At 37.3% G+C, this 26,960-nt stretch carries 20 protein-coding genes; all 20 read right to left on the bottom strand.

Annotated elements, in window-relative coordinates; translation table 11 throughout:
* Positions 1-279: 279 nt before the first annotated feature.
* The 20 genes from LCH52_08325 to LCH52_08420 all read right to left on the bottom strand — a co-directional run bounded on the left by LCH52_08325 (position 280) and on the right by LCH52_08420 (position 26,507).
* Entirely contained in the window at positions 280-660 is a 381-nt protein-coding gene (locus LCH52_08325; GenBank protein MCA0388486.1) for a hypothetical protein, read from the bottom strand.
* A gap of 60 nt (positions 661-720) precedes the next feature.
* Positions 721-8,325 (bottom strand): DEAD/DEAH box helicase family protein, encoded by a 7,605-nt coding sequence (locus tag LCH52_08330; protein MCA0388487.1) that lies wholly within the window; start codon positions 8,323-8,325, stop codon positions 721-723.
* 41 nt (positions 8,326-8,366) lie between these two features.
* Positions 8,367-10,010, bottom strand: a complete 1,644-nt coding sequence (locus LCH52_08335) for a hypothetical protein (protein ID MCA0388488.1) — start codon at positions 10,008-10,010, stop codon at positions 8,367-8,369.
* Between the two features lie 7 nt (positions 10,011-10,017).
* The gene (locus LCH52_08340; protein MCA0388489.1) at positions 10,018-13,683 is read right to left on the bottom strand and encodes a hypothetical protein; all 3,666 of its coding nucleotides are present in this window, start codon (positions 13,681-13,683) and stop codon (positions 10,018-10,020) included.
* A 2-nt stretch (positions 13,684-13,685) separates the two neighbouring features.
* Positions 13,686-17,246 (bottom strand): hypothetical protein, encoded by a 3,561-nt coding sequence (locus tag LCH52_08345; GenBank protein ID MCA0388490.1) that lies wholly within the window; start codon positions 17,244-17,246, stop codon positions 13,686-13,688.
* Positions 17,246-18,304: a hypothetical protein gene (locus LCH52_08350; GenBank protein MCA0388491.1), complete on the bottom strand. Its 1,059-nt coding sequence runs from the start codon at positions 18,302-18,304 to the stop codon at positions 17,246-17,248. The genes LCH52_08345 and LCH52_08350 overlap by 1 nt, the downstream gene beginning before the upstream one ends.
* Positions 18,301-18,561: a hypothetical protein gene (locus LCH52_08355; GenBank protein ID MCA0388492.1), complete on the bottom strand. Its 261-nt coding sequence runs from the start codon at positions 18,559-18,561 to the stop codon at positions 18,301-18,303. The genes LCH52_08350 and LCH52_08355 overlap by 4 nt, the downstream gene beginning before the upstream one ends.
* Positions 18,562-18,571: 10 nt before the next feature.
* Complete coding sequence (locus LCH52_08360; GenBank protein ID MCA0388493.1) at positions 18,572-19,363, bottom strand: hypothetical protein; 792 nt, start codon at positions 19,361-19,363, stop codon at positions 18,572-18,574.
* An 84-nt stretch (positions 19,364-19,447) separates the two neighbouring features.
* Positions 19,448-20,443, bottom strand: coding sequence for a hypothetical protein (locus LCH52_08365; GenBank protein ID MCA0388494.1), 996 nt, complete (start codon positions 20,441-20,443; stop codon positions 19,448-19,450).
* Positions 20,444-20,604: 161 nt separating this feature from the next.
* Entirely contained in the window at positions 20,605-20,877 is a 273-nt protein-coding gene (locus tag LCH52_08370) for a hypothetical protein (GenBank protein MCA0388495.1), read from the bottom strand.
* Between the two features lie 12 nt (positions 20,878-20,889).
* The gene (locus LCH52_08375; protein MCA0388496.1) at positions 20,890-22,296 is read right to left on the bottom strand and encodes a PBSX family phage terminase large subunit; all 1,407 of its coding nucleotides are present in this window, start codon (positions 22,294-22,296) and stop codon (positions 20,890-20,892) included.
* On the bottom strand, positions 22,280-22,873 hold the full coding sequence (locus LCH52_08380; protein ID MCA0388497.1) for a hypothetical protein: 594 nt from the start codon (positions 22,871-22,873) through the stop codon (positions 22,280-22,282). The genes LCH52_08375 and LCH52_08380 overlap by 17 nt, the downstream gene beginning before the upstream one ends.
* Before the next feature lie 4 nt (positions 22,874-22,877).
* Entirely contained in the window at positions 22,878-23,288 is a 411-nt protein-coding gene (locus tag LCH52_08385; GenBank protein ID MCA0388498.1) for a hypothetical protein, read from the bottom strand.
* Between the two features lie 241 nt (positions 23,289-23,529).
* Positions 23,530-24,018: a hypothetical protein gene (locus LCH52_08390; GenBank protein MCA0388499.1), complete on the bottom strand. Its 489-nt coding sequence runs from the start codon at positions 24,016-24,018 to the stop codon at positions 23,530-23,532.
* An 85-nt stretch (positions 24,019-24,103) separates the two neighbouring features.
* On the bottom strand, positions 24,104-24,292 hold the full coding sequence (locus LCH52_08395) for a hypothetical protein (protein MCA0388500.1): 189 nt from the start codon (positions 24,290-24,292) through the stop codon (positions 24,104-24,106).
* On the bottom strand, positions 24,289-24,636 hold the full coding sequence (locus tag LCH52_08400; protein MCA0388501.1) for a DUF1874 domain-containing protein: 348 nt from the start codon (positions 24,634-24,636) through the stop codon (positions 24,289-24,291). The genes LCH52_08395 and LCH52_08400 overlap by 4 nt, the downstream gene beginning before the upstream one ends.
* A gap of 77 nt (positions 24,637-24,713) precedes the next feature.
* The gene (locus LCH52_08405; GenBank protein ID MCA0388502.1) at positions 24,714-25,178 is read right to left on the bottom strand and encodes a hypothetical protein; all 465 of its coding nucleotides are present in this window, start codon (positions 25,176-25,178) and stop codon (positions 24,714-24,716) included.
* Complete coding sequence (locus LCH52_08410) at positions 25,175-25,528, bottom strand: hypothetical protein (GenBank protein ID MCA0388503.1); 354 nt, start codon at positions 25,526-25,528, stop codon at positions 25,175-25,177. The genes LCH52_08405 and LCH52_08410 overlap by 4 nt, the downstream gene beginning before the upstream one ends.
* Positions 25,518-25,832: a hypothetical protein gene (locus LCH52_08415; GenBank protein MCA0388504.1), complete on the bottom strand. Its 315-nt coding sequence runs from the start codon at positions 25,830-25,832 to the stop codon at positions 25,518-25,520. The genes LCH52_08410 and LCH52_08415 overlap by 11 nt, the downstream gene beginning before the upstream one ends.
* Positions 25,833-25,835: 3 nt before the next feature.
* A complete protein-coding gene (locus LCH52_08420; GenBank protein MCA0388505.1) occupies positions 25,836-26,507 on the bottom strand; it encodes a hypothetical protein in 672 nt (223 codons plus the stop codon).
* Positions 26,508-26,960: the final 453 nt, after the last annotated feature.

Here is a 26,960-nt window from a genome sequence, read left to right on the forward strand (position 1 = left end):
GCTTTGCGATCTCTGCTGTGGTGAGACCTTTATACTCCGTTTCGAATTTGATACTAAGTGAGAAGAAATAAAGCCAACTGAAAGATAATCTATCTTGTTGACATTCATTTCTTATTTGTTTGGCGAGTGAGTAAATTTCCTTGATAAAAAAATGGGATTGAGGAAATTTAGACACGAATTCTTGATATTTTTCTGCAACATCTTGATCAATTTTGGTTTTTCTCATTGTTCATTGTGAATAGCCCTCTTAATTTATAGTGAAACGACCCGGAGATGGGGTTAGCCTCGTCCCCAGTATTCCGATTGATCGATCTCTTGGTTAGGTAAATATGCAAGTATTTCATCATTTCCCATATCAATGAGATGAATATCTTGCGGACTGTACATTTCAGATATTCTTGAGTTCATGTAATTTACTGCATTTCTATAGTTCTCCTCTTCATTTCCTGCATCTAATTGTTCTGCAACTCTATTGTTGAAGTGCTCGGGTTTGAGCGTCAATTGTCTTTCGTAATTCGCAAGATCATCTGGACAGTATTTCACGAACATTGGATATATTAACTCCCAATACCCGCCTAACATTTTATACCATCCGTTTCCCTTTTCCACCCTACTGAGTACCTTTAATAAAGTTTTGGTTTTATTGGCGATTGCTTCCATACCATTCCTAATTCTATTTGTTTCAATTGTAAAATAACTCATTGAGATCAATAATTAAATTCATTTATTAATCAGTTTCTTCAATCGGTCTGTCAAATCACTACCGAGATGATAATCGATGAATTCCAATTTCGAAAGTACATCATCATCTATTAAATGTGGGTCTTTCAAAGAATCTGAATCTGCCTTCGTCCATACATCTCCGTACCATCCTCCATACTTCAAAACCCTTGTACCCTTTAACTGAAATCCAATCTGAGGTAATAAACCTTCCTTCAGTAACTGGGCGTATCTTTGATAAAACCCATCTTTGATATCGCTTTGAATATCATTTATTTTTTTGTTCATCCTCTCTTTATCGTTTTTTGATTTTGCCTTAAAAAAGGGATTTCCACTGATGTATAAATCCATCAAATCCTTTTTTGTTGAGACAGGAGTATGATCAAGTTTTGCAGTCTTGCGGTTTTTCTCAAGAAATACTGTTTTGTAATAATCGATTGCTGAATAATTAATTCTAAACTTGTCTGCGATAGGTGTCTTTTTAAACTCATCATAAGTCATATTAGAAACATAATCCCTTACCTCGGTATCATAAGGTAGGACAACTTCATATTTCTGGTTACCTTGCTTCTCTCTTGCCCTATTATTGTATTCAAATTCAGACTTATCAAATAGCGTATATTCTGTTGTGATAACATTATCAGAATTAATTTCTTTTGTTCTGCACAAAAATTTAGTCCATTTGTGATCCGGATGTTTTGGGTCAGATAGAATGTTTTTAACTTTAGCTTCAACTATCATTTTCTGTTCAGGCGTGAGATCACCCTCACTAAAAAGAGAGAGATACTCTATCAATTGCTGATAGCGATCGAATGATCGGAGCTTATCAGTCATTTTCTTTGTGCTATCACTCGGAATTTTCCAAATTCCATCATTAATGGATTTGGCGACTTCTTTAGATGAATATGTCTTGATGTGATTATCCATCAATATTTTAACATCCCCTTTTTTGTCGGTACCAATTATTTGATAAAGTTCATTACCAATTTCTACCATACTGTTTATTGGAATAACGAGATTGTGAGAAACATCAATTATAGGAGGTTTTGATGATCCTAAATGACCCGCTAACTCACTCCCAGTTGATAATAGAAATTCTTCAATCGTACCATTATCTTTTGCAATATGTTTGAATACCTGACTTTCTGAATCCTTGATAAGACTCATGGCTTTTTTGTTTCTGAAATATCTTGCCAGAGCATGAAGTTGTTTTTCTTTAAGTTTCGCATCCTGAACTCTCGTTCTTGTTGCTCTTTGAAGTTCGAGCAGTTTTGCGGCTTGTTCAGGATTTCGAGCAGTTTCGATTATCATTTGATCTGAATCCATGTAAATATCATCTTCCCAGTCTCCTTCTCCTCGAACAAAAGAATCAACCATATTTCGTTTATCCAGTATCTTTTGATTCATAAAAGAATCCACAGAACCTTTTGCGAGATAATAATATGTATCAACCGAATCTCTTGGATTACCCTGTCTGATGCCTCTGCCGTTTCCTTGTTGAACTGGTAAATGATTCCATGTGGTTTGTAGATGGTGAATTTTTGAAGTTCCATTTTGAAAATTCAAACCTTCACCCATTGTGGCGTAATTGCCTATAACTACCTTGTATTTACCCGAGTTGAACTCCTTACTAATTTTAAGTCGTTCGTCAGATTCTTTTACCTCATCTCCGTTCACTATTACAATTTCCTCTGCTGGTATCCCGGCGCTTACAAGCATCTCTTTTATCTTGTAATGCAGATTTTTGTTCACGGCGAAGATTAGTTGTTTTTCACCCGATTGATGTGCAGCTTGTACAGTGTCAGTAAGAATTTGAAGCTTTTGATTATCAGGATGAGACTGGATAAATGATTCGTCAATCTTTAAGCCATAATCTGAGCGATCTGTTCTATACCAATCCAGATCCCCAGTTGCTTTTAACATATCTGTTTGAATCTTAAAGAATCCATCTGTATTCAGTGTTGCTTGAGGATCAGGGTTCCGATTAAGTGATAGGAAAGTGCTAACATACTCTTTGAAATGTGCTCTAATTTCCAGCTCTTCTTTTTTATCGATTGCACCTGCTTTTATTGCCTCATCTAATGGATTTGGATCATCAAAGAAGTTTTTTTCAAGTGATTTAACAAGCTTATCAGTTATTTTTACTTTTTGTCCTATTAATGTTTTCATTTTAGAGCGACTCAAAACTCTGCAAGCCCAAAGTCTATTTCGGCAATGATCTAAAAGCAATTGTTGACCCTCATTCGGTGTGGTAAATACATGATTGGGTGTTTCCATAGGAAATTTGACCGTTACACCTCTCACATCCTTATGCGTTTTGTAGTCAACAAATCTGAAGAAGATCTTTCGAAGAACATCACCTGAACTCCAGCCGGCAAATTTTTTCATGTTTAAAACACGACCATCAGCATCAACAGTGGGTAGTTCCTCTGTACGGGCAAACCGATCTATAAAATCATCCATATTCTTTATGCCAATTTTCTCTAATTCAGACTCCGCAAACGGAAGGATCATATTAAATATTTCAACGGGAGAATTACTAATCGGAGTAGCAGTTAGTAAAAACACATTTTTATCATTATTTGAATTTCGAATAAGTTTTGTTGCGATGTAATTATTCATTGCTCTGTTGCTAATTTTCCCGGAAGAGACCCCTTTAACATCATCCTGTAACATCGGCTTCAACAAAGACTTACTATCGTGAGCCTCATCCCGGATGATCAAATCAATTCCTAAATCTTCAAATGTGATTCCCTGATATGAGTTAGTCTCTGATTGCATAGCCTCAGTAAACATCTGTTCCAGCTGCTGAATCTTCTTATCAACATCCTTCTTTTCCTTTTTTGTCAGTTTAGTCCGATCTATCGAGACATATTTTCTAACTAATTCAGTGATCACTTGTTTTTTAGTCTCCTTGCGGAAATTAATTCCATCGAATATATCCCTGGTCATAAGTATCATATCATATTGATCTCCGTTATTTATGATATCATACAGTTTCATGAGTTTCTCTGAGGGTTTCTCTTCCGCCCATTCACCTCTTGCATTTTTCTTGTAGCCAACAATTAAAATGTTTGTGTCTTTAGTCCATTTATTAATCTCATCCTCCCAATTCAGAAGAACCGACTTTGGCGTGACGATCAAAGGTCGTTTTGAGTTACCCTCCTGCTTCATCTTTAGTGCAATGGCAATTGCTTGAAATGTTTTGCCAACTCCAACACCATGAGCAAGCATCCCTTTTCCTTGGTCTAACATTCTCCGAATTGATTCCCACTGATTTGGGGCAATGGCATCACGAATTTTTAATGGTTCTTTTCCATCTCTGATTAATTCTTTGTCAAAATCTATTTTATCAATGTCTTCAATTACAGAGTCTGAAAAGGTTTTATCCATCCAATTGTTGAACTTACGATTGTACTTGGCTGCGATTTCTGGACTCTCTTCTTTTAAGTCAAGAAAATCACGAAAACCATCTTCCAATTCTTTTAGTTTTGACTTTGTTTCATCACCATATTGATCCGTGAGAGTAATTCGTGCACCGTTTAAATAGTTCATTAAAACGAGTTCCAACGGATTAGTGAGAAATTTACTTGAATCATTTGGGTCTTTATAGTACTTTCGCAAAAATTTATCAAGTTCGCTTTTATCCCTCTTCATCTGTTCTTTTTCTTCTGCCTGATCCCTTGCCTCCTCTAAGGCATCCTCGAGACTGAAAACATCCGAACCATCATTTTTAGATTTCTTTTTCTTTTTTGATGGGTCTTCAGATGATTTTGCGTAGAAAAGGTCATAGCCAAAAGCAAATTCAGGATCAATAAAATTGAATTTACCTGATTTATCTACTTCAATTGATGAAGATAAACCCAGTATGGATTCTTCAAGATACTCGTTTAATAGAGAGATATCAAACATTTCCTCCCGGGCATCTTTCATTTTTATCGGAAGATCTGGAATGCCTTTATAACCAGCACGAGATTTTGATTCGATTATTTGGCGTTGTAATTTCTCTTTAACACCATGCAAAATTTCTCTTTCTTCATCGGAGATATCCTCTTGTCTAAGTTGGTTTTCAATAGTCTGGCAGTAACTCTCCCATTTTTCAAGTTTATCATTCACTTCACCTGCTAGCACTTCATACACAGGTCTGAAAAGTTGTTCACTATCAATCGCAATATTATCATTTTGAACAATTTCTCTTGCAATTTCGATTCGAGATTTTTCACCCTGGTATGCGTCAAGTATCTCAACAAGTGATAAACCTTTCTGACGGTTGTCTTCATTGTATTTAACAATATCTTCGACATTGGAAAAATTATAACTTTTACGACTCGATGTTGGCGTAGCATACGAATCAAGAACATCACTACTTACTTTTCCTGTTTTGTCTATAGTTCCTAAGAAATGAATAAGCGCATTCTGTTTTCCTCGACCGGCATACTTTCTTAGATCATCGGGTAGTCCAAATTTCTCCACGAAATTAATCAAGGCACCTTTGATCCTCTCTGAAAGTGCGGCATCGTATTGAGATCGTTCACGATTACCCCTCATCTTAAAATGTTTTATTGTCATACCGATTGCAATTGCACACTCAAGCTTTTCGCGAAGAGTTACAGGAACTGTTGAAAATTCTTTCAATTCATCATCGATTATTTGAGCTCCCTGACCGCCAATAATCATTCTAACTTCATGTGAAACCTCAATACCTTCCTCGATAAGATTTTCTTTGAGTCGAAGAAATTCATCTGGTTTCATTCCCAACTTTTCAATAGCTTCTTTTTCACGATCACTCAAAAATAAATCTGTTTGAGAACTTTGATCATCTGCCCTTTCCCATCTGTGATTTTCGTTAAACCTGTATCTTCTACCATTTTGCGAAATAACATCGCCAACTTTAGGTGAATTTTCTTCCAGGTTACTAACATTTATTCCATAATCAACCAATTCCGAATAATCAGGAGCTTCGCCTTTCAATAACTCCCCAGCTGCATGAAGTTCTTCGTAATTCAGGTGCCCTTTCTGTGCGGTTCTTCCGAAATTTCCGGTACTCTTTTCACCAAGGGCTAATTCAGGATTCTTCTCAAAATAGTTTCCCGAGACAAAGTCAGCATTCATTACTCCGCTATCATAAAGTTTTTTACCTTCTTGATGTCCTAATTTCATAAAAAGGTTAGAGACATCTTCAGGTCGTTTTCTAAAAAACACGATATCCGTAGTAACTTGAGCATGTGAATGAGAAAATGCCCCCATCGGCATTCTAATCGCTCCCAAAAATTCAGCTTTTTTATTTATTCCGGCACGCCAGGATGCAAAACTACCGTTCTCCATTATCCCGATATTAACTATCATCGCCATTACACCACCGGGCTTTAACTGATCTATTCCTCTCTCAATGAAATATTGCTCTGCATTTTTTAAATCGGATAATTCAGGATCGTACCCGGCTGAAATTCCTCTGCCTCCAAATGGCGCGTTTCCAATAACCCCGTCAACTTTTTCACCATTCGAATCAGTGTAATATTCCTCATAGCTTTTATTGATAATATCGTGGGTCTTACCATGTAATAGTTTGGCAATTCGAGCAGAAACCGGAGATAACTCTACCGCAGTTATCAATGCATTTCCGGGAGCAGTATGTAGAAATACACCTGGTCCGGATGAAGGTTCCACTATTCTTCCTCCCTTGAAACCGAATTTTTCAAGCATCTGCCACATAAAATTAGCTTGACCTGTAGTTGAATAATATTCATTCAAACTTACTTCATCTGTCCCGCCTTTCCCGGAATATTGAGCAAGGATAATTTTATCAGCTACTGAGATTTCATCATCCGATTTTTTTAGAATCTCATAGACTTGTTTATTGATTTCTTCTCGATGTTTCCGTCTGTTGGCTTCTCCGCCCGTGAACCCCTCCGCTCCCCAAATTAAGACTTTATCAGCGCCTTCACGAATTTTATTATTTGGAAGTTCTTCGAAGAGTTCTGTTGGTTCGGGTTGTTCCGTTTCCTTGTTGATGAGAAGTTTGTGACCTTGTTCCTTGATGTTCTTCAACCACTGGGTCAGGAATTGGTTTTGTTCCTTCTTTTGGGTAAGATCAACTTTATCCATATTCGGATAGCCGGGATACACTTCTTTATAGTATCCTCCTCCAAATTCATCACCTTGTCTAAATATTGCTCCATCTTGCTGAAATGTTGCAGCCTGAACGGTTCCATTCTTTTGATCTATTAATACCATCATGTCAGGATCCGCCATCATGTCACCATGTTGTTTATAGTAGTGGGATAGGGCTACAGCCAGGTCTCCATTTGGAGCTCTGTAGAGAACTTCTATATTGAAATCCATGAAGCCATCAGACTTCAACTTGAAATAATCACCCTCTTCGAGTTGATGTAATGGTTTCGGAGAGATTGAGTTTAGTAGCTTGTATTGATTTCCATATAAATCCTTTGGAGGAGTTGGGGCTTCATTCGTCTGTTTATCCTCCGCACCTGCGTCAGTTATAATTTCCGGTTCTGTCGGATTAGTTTTAATGAACTCGGGTTTAGTTTCGACCAGTTCGCCTTTAAGATTGAATGTATCAATAAAATCAGCGATCTTTGATTTAATCCGGTCTGCAGTTGTTTTACGAATTAGGATGCTTGGCTTCTCATTCAAGGCACTGACTATCTCTTCAGTCAATGGCATTTTGCCCGACTGAATATATCCATCTACCAAATCATTGAGTTTTTCGGGGTTTATACCTTCCTCTTCGTATAGCTTCTGAAATGCCTTGAGCCTGTCCTCGGATGTGAATTGGTAAGATGCTTGTATCTTTGCCCTCTTCTGCTCTTCTTGCGCCTGTGTTAGCTCTTTGGCACTCTTAAGTGTTGTTTCAAATCTTGACCGAAGTTCATTCCCGATTTCCTTAATATTCGGCTCGGCATCAGAAAATTTATAGTACTCTTCAATCGATTTCCCCCATAACTCCAGTCCGTTTAAGTTTTCCTTAACCGATTCTTCAATCTTGGGAATGTCCTCCTTCCTTAAATCAGTCTGACTCAACTGTTTAATTTTACTTTCCACTTTTTCGATATAACTGTTGACAGTATCAAGTCTCTTTTTATCAAATTGATTGGTTTCATTGATCAAGTTTTCTTTGCTTAAAATCAATGATTCCCCTAATTCTTTGGACTGATTATTTAGTACTAAATGCAATTTTCCATTTTTGTTAAGCAGAGAGATTTTACCCTGGCTTATCGTGGGATTGCCGAATAAATCTGTTTCCTGTTCATTTTGATCGGAATGGTTTGGAACGAACTTGAACTTTGGGCTTGGTTTGGTAGCTTCTTTCTCGGGGTTTGAGTCTTCTGTCTCTGCAAATAAATCAGGAGTCTCAAGTTTTGGTAGTTCTTTATCTTGTCTAAACAGTCTATGGACTTGAGGGTTCTTCTTACTTCTCTCGTAAGCGTAGGTCTTACCGTCTTTCGTAACAGTTTTTCCGGCTATAACTTCATCATCTGTCCCGGTTCTCTGTACCTCTTTATCGAAATCTGCGAATAAATCAAGTTGCTCAATTTGATTTTTGAATTTCTTTATTGATTTGAATATTGATTGAAATATGGACATTTTGAATACTCCTGATTTCCATAATTCCCTCTGGTTTAGTTTTACAAACTTTTATAAATGTTGTCGTTATTAGTACTGAATTTGCCATTATTTGAGGTGCTTTTAATTTGGTTAGGGTTAAAAGCGAGCCAAACCTTGTGAGGTTCCTTTTGTGCACTCCATCCCTCATTATAAGAGATTCCGTCAAATCCCATAGCTTTGATTGACTCAGTGAATGCGTCCATAAAATCCGTGTTTCTTCCACCATTACTAAGTATATGGTACATTTCAGCCCAAGATATATCAAAGCTTCCACTATTTCGAAAAATTGGGTTATCGGTATTATCTTTAATTAATTGCTTGATCCTTGTGAGTGCTTCCATATTAAGATTCTGTAACTTGTTCTTATTTACAGATATCCCACTTTCCTTCAATTCTGAAATAATCGATTCGCTGTTTCTACAAGATAAAATCAATTGACCCAAATCTATGTTACCACTAAAATTTATCCTTTGTAAAATTGGATTAATGACGCTCGGGGGGAGATTTTTTTGGCTCATATCGAATGGGTTTTTGATGCATAAATATGCTTCATAAACACCTTTTCGAGAATAACGAACGCTTAACTTATCATCTAATTTTGTTAGTTCCTCTGCAAACATTCTAATTACTTCGTTCTCCTCCGGATCTGGTTGTTCAACTTCCGAACCATGCTGATAAAGCGGTATAGTATTTCGGTAGTAATCAAAAAGATCACTTGCGACAACTTCTCCGGATTTTTCATCTGTTGCGCACTTTATGGAGTCCTCGAGACAATCGAGAGCCTTACCGTAGTCAGCTCTAAGTAACTTCTTAGATATGTTTTCTAAAGCTTGTTCGGATTGCGTTTTATCAATGTTCTCTATGTATTTCTTATTAAATGAGAATCCAATCGGTTTTTCGATTATTTCACGATTTTCCTCCCATGATTTATACATGTGTCCCCTGGCTGCGTCATAACTTTCTGTGAAATAGAAACCTTTACCGTAGTCTCCCCTTCTCATCATATTAGGGGCAAATTTGCTAAATCCTCCTGTAACGGTACTGTGGTAAACTTTTTGTGGTTCTGTTTCAGCCGGAGTACCATCATTCTTTAAAACTTTACTTGATTCTGTTCCCCAAGGATCATCCCGCCAATTCCCAAACCATGATAGAAACTCGGGACTTGTATAGACGATTAGCCGTCTTATTCGCTCTCTGTCTTCGATGCTATCGTAGGATTTCCAAATTTCTGGATCAACTTGATGACCTTCTAAAAGAGCTTTCTCAACTTGATCAGCATGTGTTCTACTGTCGATTTTTCCTGAACTAATTGACTCCCTAATTTTTCGGATATCATAAGCCTGTGGGGTTGTTTCCCAAGGTTGTAATTCTTGTGGCTTTTTGTTTTTAAGCTGGAGAGTTTGATTCATCCCTGACAGATATTTTTCCTTTACCTCTTCTGGGCGATCTATCAAATCGTTCATTTCGGGGTCAGGTTCTAAGTTCATCCATCTATCGACTCCGGAGGGAGTAGTAACAAGGGTTAAATGTCCTTTTGTCTCGCCGGTTCTTTTCCCCTGATATCCTGTTTTCTTTTCAGTTTCAGGTAAAGCGGTTGGAGTGTTCCTCGAATGGAACATTTGAAAATTGTCTCTGAAAGCTTTGAATAGTTTCTCAAGTATCATAATGTTCTTAAATGTAAATTTTGTTGTCTATTTCAATGAATGAACTGTTGCTTTGTTTATTCTTGCGATTCTCCACTTCTCTAAATAGAAATTCAATAGAATAACCAATAGTAGTTCTTCCACTGGGGAAAAACATCTTTTTATTAAACATATCTTTACCAAGGAAACTAATCCACTCATTATCCGCCGGATCCGCTTTTTTTAATATTGCATTTTTCCCTCTATCATAGATTATTACCCCTATCTCTGCTGATAGCTTATTTTGAATGAAATTGCAAAGATTTGGTGAAATATCATCGTCAATAAAATTTACCCATCTATACTCCGGGTCGATGCTAAAATATATATTCTCTCGTTTAGATAGATAATCGAGTGCTTGTTTCGTTAATTCATTTGATTCAATTGTTTCATGATATTTTGTTATTGAATCACGGGTATTAACAATCTCTTGCAATAGATCATCTGCAATAGTGATTTCTTTGTTGGAGGTACCTAATTCTACTGAAATGGCTTGCGCGATTTCTGACCACGGATAAAATTTTAGAATGTAAATACCTGAGTCGTTTTTACTAATATCTGGCCATGTCTCTACACAATCTTTAAATTTGATCACGATTTCCCCCTTACTTGAGACCAAAATATTTAAAGTCCCAAAGTCTTTAGAAATAGCAAATTCTTTTCCTTGTGCAGCTTCGGGCACTTCCCGAAAAGGGAATCTTTTGATTAAGATCGATTGAATATCTATTTTAAGATCGTCGCCTGTTACTTCGGGTTTATAGTCATCTTGACCCACAAATTTGTCAAGGTAGGTTGCGGATTGCTGACTATAATCAAAGAACTTTTCGACAATTCCAATTGATTTTTTTAGTCGTAATATTTGATTGTTCATCACTTTACTTTCAATAATGGATTTATTTAAATCTAAAAATAATTTTAAGATTTCTTCCTTTTTCGCTTGCATTATCTTAAAAATTCGTGTATCTTTAATCTTATTAAAAGGTAAGTTTTTGAACTCGAGCGTGCTTGATACTGCGTTATCGAGGTAACTCAAAAGCTTACCTTTCTCTATTTTGGTTAAACCATGATCGTAATAGCGTTCTCCGTCATCCATCACAGTTATTACTGATTTAATTGTGTAACTCTCACCCTTAATATTCATACCACACATAAAATACTTGTATGAATTTGCTCGCCTCTTTAATCTGTCCTTCTCATTCAGTTCTTCCGCAATAAAAATACTACGCTCAATGATTTTAGGAATTGAGGTTACTAATAGGAGATGGTTCTCATCACCGATTTCATGGTTGATAACTTTTTTTATTGATGTTCTGTTAACGGTAATTACTTCTCCAGTATCAGTATTAAGGTAGTTTCCCCGTAATTTTTTACCCGATTCATAAGCTAATGCTTTCAATTCTGCTGGATTCAATTCAAGAATATTCTCTTCTAATTCAAGAGGTTCAGACTCAGCCAATTTTTTGAAAGGAAGTAGTATCTTATTCAGTTCAATCTCAATTTCATGTATTTTCTCGGAATCCTTTTTATTGTATTCTGATTCAACGGTGTTCGGATTGTTAGGTTTATTAATGCCATCATGATGTCTATGGAATAAATCAGGCGAAACTTCACCGAGAGGTTTTTCGTTTTGATCATCTTTAATCTTGTGGAATCTCCGGACTTGTGGATTCTTGTATGAAGGTTCAAGCCGTTTACCATTTTTTTTCATGCCATCAAACAATTGATCCTTTGAAAATTCAATATCATCTTCCGGTTTACCTGGGGTGTGAAACGAGTCGGGATTTTTTGGTATCTTTTTTGCTTTGCGAAGCAATCCCGTCATTCTAAAACCAATCTTTTGTCCAATCGATAAGGATTTTGAAAAAAGTGTTGGATTCTCGTTCGTATTTGCGTAACCAACATCTTCGTTGACTCTCTTTGAATTTATATCGGAACTTTTACCAATATCATAAACCTCTGCAATTGTTTGGAATAACTGGGTGAATAGTTTATTAATCTGATCGCGCTCCTTTCCTTGAGGGTATATTGATGTAGTATCTTCTGAACGGTTGTCAGTTACAAGGTAGTTATTATACATCTCCTTTTTCTTCAATTCATCCTGAACAAAACTCTCAAATGCTCGTGCAAACATCTCATGCGTTTTTTTGAATAATCCGGATTTGAGTACACTCGAGTTTTTATACCATTTATTCTCTGGATTAGATATTTCATTGATAATGGCTTTTAACGGTTTTCTGATTGCTTCTAACTTCGCTATGCTTTCAGTTGCGAAAGCTGTTTTATCTGTTACATCTGTACGAGCCCCAGCAAGAAAGTGATTTAAGAAATTCCCCCACTCATGAGCTACACTCCCATCCCCGCGAGACTTTGTAACATTGATAAGGGTTTTAAGTGGTTTGTAATTTGAGTGAGTTCCTCCACCTCCAAAAGCTCCAAATGCAATATTTAACCTTCCTTTTCTATTTAATTCAGGAAGATTGATGCCAAGAACATCTTCCAAGTCCTTCATTGCTCCAACGAAAAACTTTACATGCTCTCGGGCACTCTCATTGTCCATATAATTACCAAAGACAACTGCGTTATAACCAAACTCATTATGAAGATTCTCCGGGTTGATTTCCTCATCTGTGACCTCCCTACCATTTTTTCTTATCACCCTGTCAAGTTTCGGGAATTGCTTAAGTAAAGATTTCTCTCGATCTTTGTTTAACTCGGTTTCGTTTCCATCGTTAATTGTTCCGGTATCAATCAAAAGACTCCAGTCGTTTTCTGCTGTAAGATGTTGAGCAAACTTCCATTGTCGTTTTGAAGCAATTGTTGATTGCCTTAATAACGGAAAAAAACGATCTCCGAACACTTGGGAGGCTGTTAACATCTCTTCGTGTGTATCTATACCTTTGGATTCTAACAGAGTAAGAGTTTCCTGTGAAAAAAATACATCATCTCGCATTTGTCCATTATGTAAGCGAATCGACTTTACAAAATACTTTGAGAAAATTCGTGAAAGCTCTCCAAAGCCTTTAGCATGATCAATGGATTTAATCACCTCAGGAAGTAACTCAACAAATATTTTTCTTGCTTTATCTTCGTGTTTTGGTCGTAATGCTATAGAGTCACGCAATTTCATTTTCAAGTAAACGAGACCAGCTGTGTCCCCATTTTTTTGGTGTTCTTCGGCGTTGAACGGAGGAATTAGGATGTCCTTCTTGATATATTCGTACTGAGTTATGCTATCTTCGTGGAGTAACTCTCTGGCTGTTAATTTCTTAATCGCTGCAAGCTCTTTTCGACTCCCTGGTACTCGTTTGTTGAAGTCTCTAAATTCTCTCAATTCCTGTTTTTTAGTTAGGTGATTATCAACCCTGTCGAATAAATCTTTTGGTGAAGTATCTTCGAATTCAGCTTTTAGTTGTGTTAAATCCTTCTCCGCCGGTTTGTATTTTCCCCCCGTTTTGTTCTCCGTATTACTAAACAGATCGGGAGTTTGCCATCTCAACCACCCCGGATGAGAACTCTCTTTAAGCACTTGCCCTTTTTCGTTCGTTGTCCCGGCTTGAGAAATGGATTCAGAATTAACATTATCGAACAGGAATTGTTGGAAATTTTTGGCTTTATCGAATTTCTTTGACTTGAATAATCTTGAAAATAAACTCATTACTATGACTCGTAGTCTGGTATTTCAAAAATATCTGAAATTATGCTGTTCTTATCACCGGTTGATTCCATACCCAATATGCTCTCACCTTCTTCTTCTAACTGATTTACTGCTCCTGCATAATTCATCAACTTCGATTTAATCCCTGTAGCCGTATCGTCAGCTATCGAGAGAAACAAGTTTCTAACATTTGGATCTAACGAAGTCCCTTCAGTTTGTTCGAATATATCCCCCGATTCTTTCATTCTGGCATAAGTAAGCGGGTGATCTTGGCTTCCATTCGCTTTGTTTATTTGATAGTCTGAAACCAATTTTAGAGCCTCTCCCAAGTCTTCAGAGAGTGAATATTTAGTGTCCTCGATACTAAATAAAGCAGCGATTGCCGGAGTGATCCCCTCCTGTACAGCATCCGGTAAATCAGCCCAGGAGTGACGAATTTTAGGTAAGTACATATGCGTCAAAATGTTTTCAACTCTCCCTTTATGATCTCTGTTGAGAGTCTTAGTTTTAGTATTGTAAAAATTTGCAAGCTGTTCTTGTTGTATCACTCCATCTTTAAGCAATCTTGATATTATCTCATATCCTGCTGGTGAACTCAATATATTCCGGGTTGTCGGCATCAACTCATCTCTTTCCCTGTCACTCTTCGCATTTTTCAATTTTTCACTAAGTCGAAGCACAGTACCTTTTAGATTTGAAGAAACAAGTTTTTTAGTTTCTGCAGGGGTGGTTGAAGCGTATCTTATTGCTTCCTCTTCCGGTGTCTCCGCCTCTGTTTTTGGCTGATTAGATTTAGGACCCAAGTATTCAGCTCTTTGCTTATCAACGAACAATCGTCTAACTGCTATAGGGTGTTTCATCTTGTCGATTTCATCTGGATTGAATCCTAAAAAGTCTGCTGATTTTTTCAACCCTTCTTTATATTCATTACGGTTTTGCTCAATAGCGTGCATAGCAATGCTTAAATATCGTCCGTTACCGCCAATTACTTCATAATCGGGGTCAACGATGGGCGCCCCATCCCAAGCTGTCATGTGAGAGGGCGATAGAAAATCAAAGTCCATATTCAGAGCTCGGTTCAAAATATTAGCCTGACTATGTGTAATATTTTTCCCGTCTTCGCTCCCTGATCGATTTCTATTTTGTGCCCCGACAATAGTGTAACTCGGATTTTTAGCACCTGAAAGATCGTGACTCGCAATTACATCTTCTAATTCAACTATTTCCCATTGTCCATATTCTTTAATATTATCACTGAAGAGCACCACACTCATTGGGCGGTTTGAAACAATGCCTTTGCTATCTTGAGTTTTTTCAAATATTCTACTCCCATTCCGCTTTTTTAAATCTTCAATAGGAACCGATGAGCTGACTGTTTGAATACCATTAAAGGGATCATCTATCGTTTGCGTGAAATACACTTTGTTGTCTCGAATATCGTCAATTGGATAACTCAACCCATCTTCGATCTGAACTTCTCTGTAAGGACCGTTCGCTATACGATTTTTCCAAACACCGGAATTTATATCATATTCTCGTGTAAACTCAAACTCAAATGATTCAACATTAGCTGTCTTTACCGCAATGTATGGATTCAAATTAATCTTGAAACCTTCAGATTCGGCAAGTGACTTAAATTTCTGATATTCTGGAGTAGCTTGTATTTTCGCAGATTTAGCTCGCTGCTCGGTTAAATGTGCATCTTGTTCCGCCAATAATCGTTGGCGCTCTGCTTCAGAGATCTTCTGTTTTTTTGTCCTCCGTGATCGTGTACTTCCCGGAGAAGATGTTTCCCTGGCTTGTACTTGTTCAGGTTGTTTTCCGCTTAGATTAAGAGCTTGTTGTTTTTGCTCCTCAGTTAAACCCTCAATGCTGTTTAATAAGTCTACCATGCTTCTGGCTGGGTCTGTCGTAGTTCGGTACCGTTCGAGAGCTTCAGGAACCGGTAAACCCTCTTCCTCAAAGCGACTGATTAAAACACCGAGTTCTTTCCGCTTTTTCTGTTCTGCCTTTTCTTGAACTTTGGTTTGTTTCTCTGCTTCTCGCTGTTGATTCTTTACCTGTCTTTCTGCTTCTAATTTTGCCCTTTTCATTTCCCGCTCACCGGCTATCTTTCGAGCGTTTTCTTCTTTCATGCTCTGCTTTAATTTGAAAGACAGTTCTTTTCGCTTTAATTCCTGCTGCTGTTGCCAATTCTTATATGCCTCCGGTGTGTATGTCTTCTTGTTTTCCGGATATAATTTATTCGTGTCTTGATTTCCAATTATCTTAACGAGGTGTCTTTTACCACTCGGGTCTTTTAGAATGGCGATTTTACCGGTCATATCTTCTATAACCCCTGATTTACCACCAACTTCAATTCTGTCACCTATCCTGTGAGTGTTTGCCTGTATCGTATCTATCGATTCATCAATTGTTAATCCCTTCCCTTTAGTTTTTGATTCATTTTGGTTAGATATTACCGGTTCAGATATGTCGCTAAATAAATCCGGTTCTTCTTGAGATGATTTTGAATTAGCAACACCAGGCTTTCTTGAATTGTAATAATCGTAAGATTTCAGAGCCCATTGTCCAGCTTCAGTCTTTGGATCATCATCCCCGTGAACAAATCTATGCCTTTTTGTTGCCTTATTGTAAACAAGTAAACCTTTTTGCTTCCCATGTTTATCGTTTATTTGATTAAGAAGAATCTCTTCAGGGGTTTGCATCCAATTAACATCTTTTTCCGCATTCTCAACTGCATAATCAGAATCTGTAATAAAGTTCTCTTCATTCTCCGAGTCAAAATACCGAATATCTTCGGGTTGAGTTTGATTGTGCTTAGCGACTAATTTCCGTCCTTCACCTAAATCATATTCATAGTTCTTGCCTTGTTTGAATAAGATGCGGTCTAACTTTTCTCCGAATTTTTCTTCTTTTGGATTCCATCCTTCTCTATTTTTGTACTGGTTATCATGAAATTTAGAATCATAAACAGGAGATTTTACTTCTTTATGATCTTCATCAAAATACTTGTTTTGACGATTTTCAGCATCGATATCCTCCTGATAAAAGTATAGATATTTACCCGGGTTCTTTGGGTCTGCTTGTCTCCGAATATATTTATGCCCAGGTCTTTCCTGTCCCTTTATAGACGCTTTTGGAGCCTCTGTAGGCTTGTTTTCAACAGGAGGGTTATTGATAACTGTTTGCGAATCAATTGATGGTTTTTGAGCTGTTGATTGTGGTTTCTTCCCAAATAATTTAGGAATCTTGAAACCAAATCCTTTTTTAAGGTCAGCTTGGCTGTTGTTCTCATATTGCAGAGACTTAACGAAGTATTGAGATAATATTTTTCTACCTGCCCGGTTTCCGTTTTCAAAATAAACTGTGTCAGCTGTGTAGGTGTGAATTTTACCAAATTTGGTGTTAATCCCCTTGCGTAACACATTATTGAGAGGGCGCTCCTCGATCAATCCGTTTTGATCATCGTAGATATAAATACTCAATCCATCCGTATATGCTGAATTATACCCACCGGTTTCAAAATTTGGGAGCACATAAAGTAAAATTTGATCTTCCATCACCTGCCCATTATTTCTTCTTCATAAAACTTTTGATGTGCTTCACGGTCTTCAAAGATAAACTTAACCTCACCGGTTTTTGAATCAATGTACTGCATATTAGGATTAAATTTAATCCATCTGCATCGACAATTTGGATGAAGTGGAATTACAGGCATTGCCCGCTCATTATGTTCTCTGTCGACCAAAGTGCTTTTTCCACCTGTAAAAACTGTACTAAGTCGTTTTCTTTTAGCTGTGCTTCGCCCGAAATTGCTTTTACCTTCCCATATCTTGTTCTCCCACTTCTTTTCCTCTTCTGCTCGTTCTGCTCCGGTGAGTGTAGAGTATTCAACCCCGGGAGACTTTGTTACTTGATAGAGCTTTTTATCGATCAATTCTACACAATCAGGGCATGCGTCTGGCATACTTAAACCCATCACCCATGTTTCATCTGGCATTCGAGATATATATCCATCACTATACGCTTTGTTTGTCTCATATACAGCAACTCGAACCCAATCACGATTTAATTCACCAACATCCTTAAACAACACTTCATTGATCCGTTTAAGGGCACCTGAGACACCTTCACGGCTCTGAATACAACCTGAGATAGCTTTCCTGACTTGCTTGATCGTTTCCTCGGTTGTGTTCGTTATATTAATACCTGCTTTTTCTTTAGCGAACTTAAGTGCTCTTACTTCAGCAGAGGACAATCCAAAACGCTTTCCTGTCTCTATTAAATCTGATGGAATATCCTTGACTAAATCGATTTTAGGGAGATTATCAAGTGGATTTAGTTCGTAGTCTGCCAAAACACGACCAAATATATAAGCTCTTGTCAGCCAAATATTTGCCTCCGGGAGCTTGTTCTCAAAATACTGTCTGGTGAATTCATCTATGGCTTTCGCTTCTGAATATCCAACATAATCTTTGGTTTCCCAATCAACTTGAATCGCCATATAATCAGCAAGATCATTATAGAATTTATCCGGGTTGAATAAATTATATAACATCCTCTCGATGAATGCCAATTCTTTCAGACTCTGTATTTTGCCATCGAGCGTATGAATCATTTTTCATTCTCTTTATGATACAATGAGGCAGTTTCGATGACCCTTTCAACCCACTCTTCGAGAATTCCTGTTCTTTTTGCCACAAATTTTATTAATTCCGGCATGTTAAGTTTTGGTTCTTGTTTTACCGGAACTTGAATGTAAACCGGAACGGGTTCTTTTATCACACAATTTTGGTAATAGGTGTTTTGCTGTGGTTGTTCCTTTGGTTTTGATTCTGTTGAGATAAATTCATATCCGAATAATTTGATTAGCATGGCTTTTTCCTTACTTGATTTTTTGAAGTTCTTTTAAAATTTCGGGATCAACTTCTGCACCTTGGGCTTGGTGCTTCTTAATAAATTCAATTTCCTCCGGTGTCAACTGTTCATCTGTTTGATTATCTGGCGGATATTCTGCCTGTGAAGTTTCATCTCCCTGCGTTGCTGATCCCTGTGCGTCTGGTGGAATCTGTTCTGTTTGTGGTGGAATTTCTGAACCTGATGGTGTTATTCCCGGAGGGGATTGTTGCGCTGATTGTGCAGCTTGTAACTCTTGCTGTTGTGCTTGTTGCTCTTCCTGTCGTCTTTGGTTTAGATCGCTCATAACTGCATTGAATATATTAGGGTTGTTAATCCCTTTTAGATCATAGATATTGACATCTCCAATTGTGTACTTTTGTGGTGCAATATCATTTTCTGCTAATACATCGTTAATGCTTTTTACAGTGGCTAATTCTTTATTTGTGAGCTCATGCCTCTTGTCTTTATCTTCTATCTCGAACCCGGTAAACTCAAGTTTTACATCCATACCGGTTATCTCTTGAAAGATGTTCAACCCTTCTTTATTTGGGCTGTTTAAGGTGTCCTGCATGTGTTTTAGAAAGATCTTTGCTCCCATATCTCGGGATTCTTTTATAATCCCGTCCGTGCTCTCCTGGAATAAGCTACTTTTTGAAACTGCATCCCCATAACTGCCGAGCGAAAGTTCACGAGGATCGGTTCCAGAGAGCCCGCAAAACATACTAAACAACAATGTCATGTACTGATGATACTCTAAATCTTTCGAGTTGCCTCTCATACCGATCCATTTCACATCACTTTTTTCATTGTTTAGGGCTATTGTTGGAAATCTATTTTGATTGTTTGCTCCTGACAGATAAGCTTAGAAGATTTTCTTGAGTTTTTCTAATGCGAGATTGTTCACCCCTCCCCCTGTAAATGCGAGAAGTCCGGGTGGTAATCGACTGTTGTTGAAGATACTAGCATTGACCTGCATTGCATTAACGATATTAACAACTAATCTCCACCCCTGTTCGACTATGCTATTTCCCCGTTGCGCGGTTCTAAAGTCAGTTTTTGTGAAGAAATGCGACTTTCTAAGACGGTTTGAATCGAGTCCTGCAATTAGTTGATCTCTGTAAACCAGAAGATAATCGGGTTCAGCTTCATTCTGCTCTTCCGGCTGTTTTCCCAGTAAGTGAATTAGTTCGTCAATATCTTCATACTTAATTCCGCCTTTGTACTTGGGCTTTTTAATGACCGGCTTAAATAAGATCGGGTCTTGCAGGTGAACTCCTACAACCTTTCCAAGTCCGTTGGTTCTTATTTCAATAGTAATATCATCAAGATCAAAGAAATCTGCATAAGCTGCGCCTAAGAATCGCCCAAAATTTGGAACGGTTTCATTCGCGGGATAGAATAAATTGTTTACTATTTTGATCGTCCATTCATCCAATACGCTCTTTTCCTGCTCACTCGGCTGATAGAATGGATTGCTAAATATCAACTTTGCCCCTCTGTTCACGAGACCCTCAGCCGGAGCATTCGACCACTGCACAAAATCCAGTCTTCGCTTATTCTTAATGAGTAACGCTGGTTCAGACTCTCCTAACCTTCGCAGTTGTTGATAGGACAGACCTCTGGTCTCATAATTGTAAAAAGTGTGATTACCAGCGTTGTCGTATGTATCTCCCTCAATCTCTTGAACCCATGCCAGTAATTCATCATTTAAATCCTTAGCTAATCTGGCCTGTTCTTGTAAATCAATCATCTTGGCGGCGACAAAGTCTCGACCTGTGCTATCATCTGCGGTATTAACAGGAGTGATGTTAATTGTCTCACTCTCTAAATTAGGGTTAAGTTTGTGTTTTTCGTCCATTGTTTTCACTTATTTTTCGAAACCTGAAACTAATTTGAATCAGTCTGATTATTTGTGTCGTCTTTTTCGATTTTCCACTACTTCAAGGGATTTTATTTAAAATTTGGTAATTATGAGGCGTACCGCATTTGAAAGTGCTGACATTTCTTAGTGGTCGATCTCTAAATATCTAACCGATGACCATTAATTAGATCTGATGAAACACGGTCTTGAACGGCACTTGAGTAATAATTCTCGGCAAAATCCTTGATTTCTATAAATTCTTCTTCGTTTAATTCTATCTGAAATTGCTCTTTAAATGCCTGAATAAAATTCTTTTCAAGTGGAGGAAACTGGCGTTGCCTGAAATCTGCTAAGATTGTGAAATAAGAGATTGAGATACTCGTCCATTGCTCATCTGTTAGTTCAGTTATTTCGTTTTGATAGATTTTCACTTCAATCCTTACTTAATAGTTGTAAAATTCTTTTGCGTACGATTTTATCTTTTGAAAATCATCTCTTGATAACGAGAGTTCTTCTTGAATAATTGGCAGATATTCATTTTCGGGGAGTTGATTTTGAATGTATTTGTACTTTAGTTCCATGTAAGACTCACAGTAAATTTTAATAGTTTGTTCATTCAGGGATTTATCGAAACTTTTAAGGTTCCTTTCACTAACTCGATCTTTCAGATGAGTAAATAGAGCGTACCTTATAGCATCCATAGTATGGTCGTAAAGTTTTACAGGTTCTTCCAAGAGTCTCTCATCTTTATCCTCTTTCCATTTATAAGTGTTTACTTCTTTATTAATGTTAATATTTGAATTATTCGATATCAATTTTAATCTTTTGACAAAATTAATGCCCTCTTTAACATTTTTGATTGCGGGTTTAATATTATAACCTGCCCGAGATATATCTTCTATCTTGTCCGGTTCCGCCGGGTCTCCGTATATGTCAGCATATTTTGGTATTTTAAGAGTCTCAAGCCTTGCAACTATATCAGAATTTGTGAGCTTCGATTCATACAGTAATTCGCGAAGATAACAGACCTGGTCTTTTATACCAATCTGTACTAACGCCGTGGGGTTGTTATAGCCAAAATCCATTCCAAATATCACCTCATCGAAATTTTTAGGATATGAAATGTCTGTTGGAAATGGATCGTATATTATTCCTTTGGCACTTCCCCAATTTCCAAGAGTGTAAACCGTATAGAAATTGTGATCAATATCTTTGTAGGATTGAAGTTCTTGCCGATACTCATCATCGAGGAAAGGATTGTCAAGGTGATTACTACGAACTGTAGTTGTCCTCTTCTGTCGATCTGAAGTTATGTTGTCAAAGAAATAATCTTTTAACCAATGAAAGGGGTTGATGGGGTTGAAAGTCGTGATAATTTGTTTGTAGTAGGGTGTCTTCCCCCTTAGGCGGGTGTTTAACTGTAAAAAGTCACCCCGGGTTAATTCTGTTGCTTCTTCAATCCAAATGCCTGTAATACCCTCAATTGATTTGATTTTTTCAACATCATCTAATCCGGAAAGAATCAACTTATTCCCATTTCCGCATCTGACCTCCATTAAGCTGTCAATGAATCGGAAGTAATTGTAAATTTGTAATTCCCGCGCTTTAACTTTTATGGTTTCATAAACTGTATTTCTTAAAGTTTTGGCAACTTTCCTTACAATCAAGAACCTGTGAACTTTTTCATCTACCGGTTTTTCATTTAATGCTCTAATTAAAATTTTTTGTGCTGCAAAATGGCTTTTCCCGGAACCACCTCCTCCCATCATTACCAAATTTCTCTTTTTGTTCTGAAGCAGAGGGAAAAACTTTGGAACAAAAGGATTTATAATTTCAATTTCCCGACTCATTCTCTCCCGTCACAGTCTCATACTCAACTTCTTCAGGAGTAGGAGAAATCTTTATTTCCTGATTATTCTGCATTATGATGATATTAACACCACCCGTCTCAACCTCTTTTTCTCCCTGAAGTTTTAAACGGAGGCTGTACAGTTTCTCAACACTTAAAACAGTTCTTTCAAAATCCCTCGCACATTCAATTTTGATGTTAATTTTTTTCTTCCCCGTCACCGGATCAATTTCATATATTGTCTGCAATATTTCATCAGCAGTTTTCAAATAGCTGTCGATTTTTCGTATTGCTCTTGCCTTCATATTAACAATGCGATTTTCAACTTTCGCATCGAGCTTTTTTGCTATTGATTTTTCCCGTGCATGTATCTTTCCGAGCCAATCTTCTTTTTGGCACCAATTAACGATGGTTCTGTAAGTTCGATTGAAGCGGCTTGCAACTTGTTCTAAAGTTCGATTATCCCCTAGAGCATAGTAAAACTCAAAAGCATTTGTTTTCTCGGTGGTTAAATTTTTCTTCCGATGTCCGTTTTTCGCAGTTCTATCTGTTCTGCCCTTGTTATCTGTTCGTGGCATTGTATTATTTTGAGTAACTAATCTCGAAGCCAAGTGAAAGAATGGAATAATAACAAACTATACTACCCGGAATAGAGAGCCAGTAGGAAACTGGGTCTGACGTGAAAAAACCTGAAGTGATAAAATTAATCATATCGAGGTTGATTGACAGAGCTATCGAAATAAATACAAGACTCATGCTTTTACAAAAATGCCACCCGTCTCTCAAGATACTTAATACTCCATGTGCAAGTTTGTTGTAGAAGGGATTCTGATATTCTTTGGCTGATGCATTCCACCATGAAACAAACCAATGATTTGGTCCTTCGAGAAGTTGTGGAAACCAAGTTTTTAAGTGTCCGCGTTTGATGGTTTCCTGTTCGCCGGTGAAAAGCCCGGAGAGAAATAAAAGGATTAAAGTTGCTAATGTTGTCATTTTTTTGTCCTTTTCTTAAAATGGTGCGACTACATAAAAAAGTCCGGTGTAGGGGTTCACATGAAACAAATTTCTTTTTTGCATTTCAGAGTAACCATTCATTGCGCGAGGAATATTAATCTCTAGACCTCGAGCAATTGTTTGTACAATCTCTTTTTGAGAAAATGAACCATACTTACTAAATAGTTGATCTCGAAACCCCTCCCAGTTGCCCGATTTAAGAGCTGATGCAAGTGTTGATTTATTCACCATCGTGTTTAATTTTCTCATATTTAACGATATTGTGCTCGCTGACCCAAAACTCCTCCATTGTCTGGAGTTGGAGATATGTGATGTTATAGATGTATTTGTTGTGAGTAAACGAATAAATCTTCTCATTCACATAAAATTCTCCTTTTACTTCTCTCTCCTCGAGTGCTTGAGTATCCTTATTCGGTAACTGTAGTTTGAAGGTCAACTGATAGTATGTTTTATCCTTAAGTAAAGATCCGGGAAGAGTAACTTTCTTAACTTTTCCGAGTTCCTGATTTTTTTCTTTTAGAAATGACTCAACTTCCGGGATATGATAACCGTGTTTTTGTAACACTGAATAAGACTCTGAACCGTGTGATTTTGACAAGTTGACCACTAAGTACAAAGTACTTTCTTTCATCGGTTTACCGTCTCTACGAGCTATGACAGTAATTTCAGGATCGATGTTTTTTGCTTTATCGATAATAAATTTTAACATGAACAATTTCGCTTTCAATAATTTTTTAATATTCTCGTAATTACTATTTGTTTATAGTATTTATGAGCGACAACTTTGTTAACATTTAACTATTCTCTTCTTCAATTATTGGGATTGATCTAAATGAAAATATATTGGAAGCAATCCAAATCGTTACAGCCAGAATACAGTCCCAAAATATGTTTCTGCCCCGAACCTCGGGTTGATCGTAGGTTGAGAGTTTTATGAGCACCGGAATTCCATAGATATATCCTTGCTTTTCAATCTCCATCATGCCATCTGCTTTTGTTTAGCCTTAAAACTTACTTCCATAAATTCGTAATCGTTTTCCTGAAGATTTTCCCCCAATCTAAAGAATCGCCCTTCGATATATTTCTTCTTCAATACCAGAATTTGATCTCCTTCCTGATAACTGACAGCCTTTTTATTAATTCGAATTTTAACCCCGGAGTGTTTTTCGACATACTTGCAGACATCGGGATAACCGATATAACTCCTTAAGGTTTGATTCTGTGCTGCTTCCTTTATCCGTTCGATCATATCGTGTTTGGATAACGATTTTACTTCGTACTGGCCTTCCTGATTAAAAAGCATGGTGTTAAGGATTATTACTCTCATTGTTATTTTTGCTCGTTAGTTTATGAATTGTAATGTTAATTGATTATTTGTTTTGTGTCGTAAATGGAACTTCAGACTTAAAATTTTAATGAGTTATCACAATACTTGCTTGCTTCTTTGATTACCTTACTTGCAAGTTTGAATTCTTTTGTCCCTTTTGTCTGTAGCATCACAAGTTGAAATAGAATATCAGGTTCTTGCTCCGGTTCAATCCGGGTATAACCCAATTTTTCGGATTTATATAAATGGTAAGCTGCAACTGCAACATCCATGGCCTCACTACTTCTGCCCTCAGAGTGATTGTTCCTGATAGCTTTGATCAATTCAAATACTTCCTCCGCGATAATTCCATATCCTTCATGCGGTGATGCGAATGCTTTGACTCCATGCCTATGATTTCGTCTCGATACAGCCAAAAGAAAATCTACAAGGAAAGGATCTGCAAATATTTGGAGATCTTCAAACTGTGGGGGTGAACTCTCACCTTCAACCTCTGTCACTTGTTTAATTGAGACAACGTAAATAGGTTGCTCATTATTCATATCTCCTTCTCCTCTATTCCGATTTCATACTTGCCTGCGACTAACTTTATTGATTCGACAACATCAGCGATTAACGAATTGTCAATTATTCCTTTATTCAGAACGATTATACCCATCCCGTTTTCTTGTATTGTCAGAATCACTTTCTTTTCATCTTCACATTCTAATGTTACATTTCTGATTTTTAGTGAATCACCCACCAGATTCATACCTTCGAAAAAGAAGTTCACACGATGATCCTGAAAGGTATTGGGTGTGATTTCTGTTTTGGGTTTCTGTATTTCGTCAACTTCCGACTTAATGTTCCGAACCATCGATAATATGTTTTCGAGTTTGTTTTCATCTTTCATTTTTCGTTCCTTTTAGTGTTCTTGATTTTTGAATCTCCCGGTATCTGTCTGATTCCAAAAGATTCCGGGCTTCTGATTTTATTTCTTTAATCCCAAGATTACTTGTCAATTGAGGAGGCAATCGTTGATAATCTCCAAAAAAGTTGTTAAAGCATTCGAGTAGTTCCTTTGGATCCGCTTCCTTCAAATTGGTTGCTAATCTTCTTAGAATATTGATTTTGCTTTTCATTAGCAGAGAGTTGCTTTTCTGCCCCTCGAGTTCTGTAATGTGTTTTTCGAGCCGCTCGATACCTTTAATGTTCATTTCTTACTCCGAATCAATTTTATTAATTTTCTTTTTTTCTCTTTTTAGCACGGAAATTGCCTCTCCTCTATTGGTGCATTTATGAATTACTTGCAGATTCGAATCTGTTAATAGGAAACTTTTATTTGTGTGGTTTGAGACAACAACTTCCCAAAATGGTTTGCTGAATCTTATCCCAATTCTTCGGAAATATTTTTTATCGACTCCAGTCAATATTGTAATCGCCTTTTCCATGTCTGCCTTTGTAAACCCTTTTTCCGGATCGGGACAAACAAGTCTTTCCCTTTGGTCACTGGAGTAAACTTCACAGCTATCATCTATTATTATAAACTTTTCCAGCTCATCAATAGCTAAGAAATTCGCTATTTCATCACCCCGGTCGCGCTCATCGGCAAAAAAATCGTTGGTATTGAGAATCATATCCCCGTACTTGAATCCCGCCATAACAAGTACCCCTTTGATTTCACCAAGAGACATTGTTCTTCTCCACTGTGAAGTAATTACGATCTTGGCTTTTGTTTTATCAATCAGTTCGTTAAGATTTTTCATTGACTCGCCATCTATCAACCTGAATAATGATGTAGGACTAAATCCTATTGATTTAAAGGTATTGTAAATCAATAAAGAACTGTTCGTGACCAGCACCCCATCAAAGTCAAGGAATATCAGTTTCATTTATTTGCTCCATTGTTTGTCGGATCAATTCTTTTTAGAGTTCTTCTTCTAAGTCTTGCGGCGGGTGTGTGTCCCGGATATTCTTTCCACTCTGATATGTCTATCATATATTGTTTCCAACCATGTACATAACCCGCTATGAACATTACAATAGATACAACCATGCCAAGTAAGATGAGAAAGCCAAGTGTTTCGTTACTCATTATTTCACATCCTCCATTTTCCTGATTATTTCAAAAATGCTGTGAGAGTGATAGAAAAAATCACTCATTACCGAGGCTGATTGAAGAGGGAAAGTAACCTCCTTGAACTCGACCAAATAAGTGTTATTTCTACCGTAATGCTGCAATAAGAGGAACTCGGCGGAGTCTGCGCTTGCTTGGTGATATAGATTGATTATGTATAAGAAACCGTTCTGGCTAACTTCCATTCTGAAACCGTATATCTTATGCC

It is taken from the genome of Bacteroidota bacterium (genome assembly GCA_020161395.1).
GTDB lineage: Bacteria > Bacteroidota > Ignavibacteria > Ignavibacteriales > Ignavibacteriaceae > UTCHB3.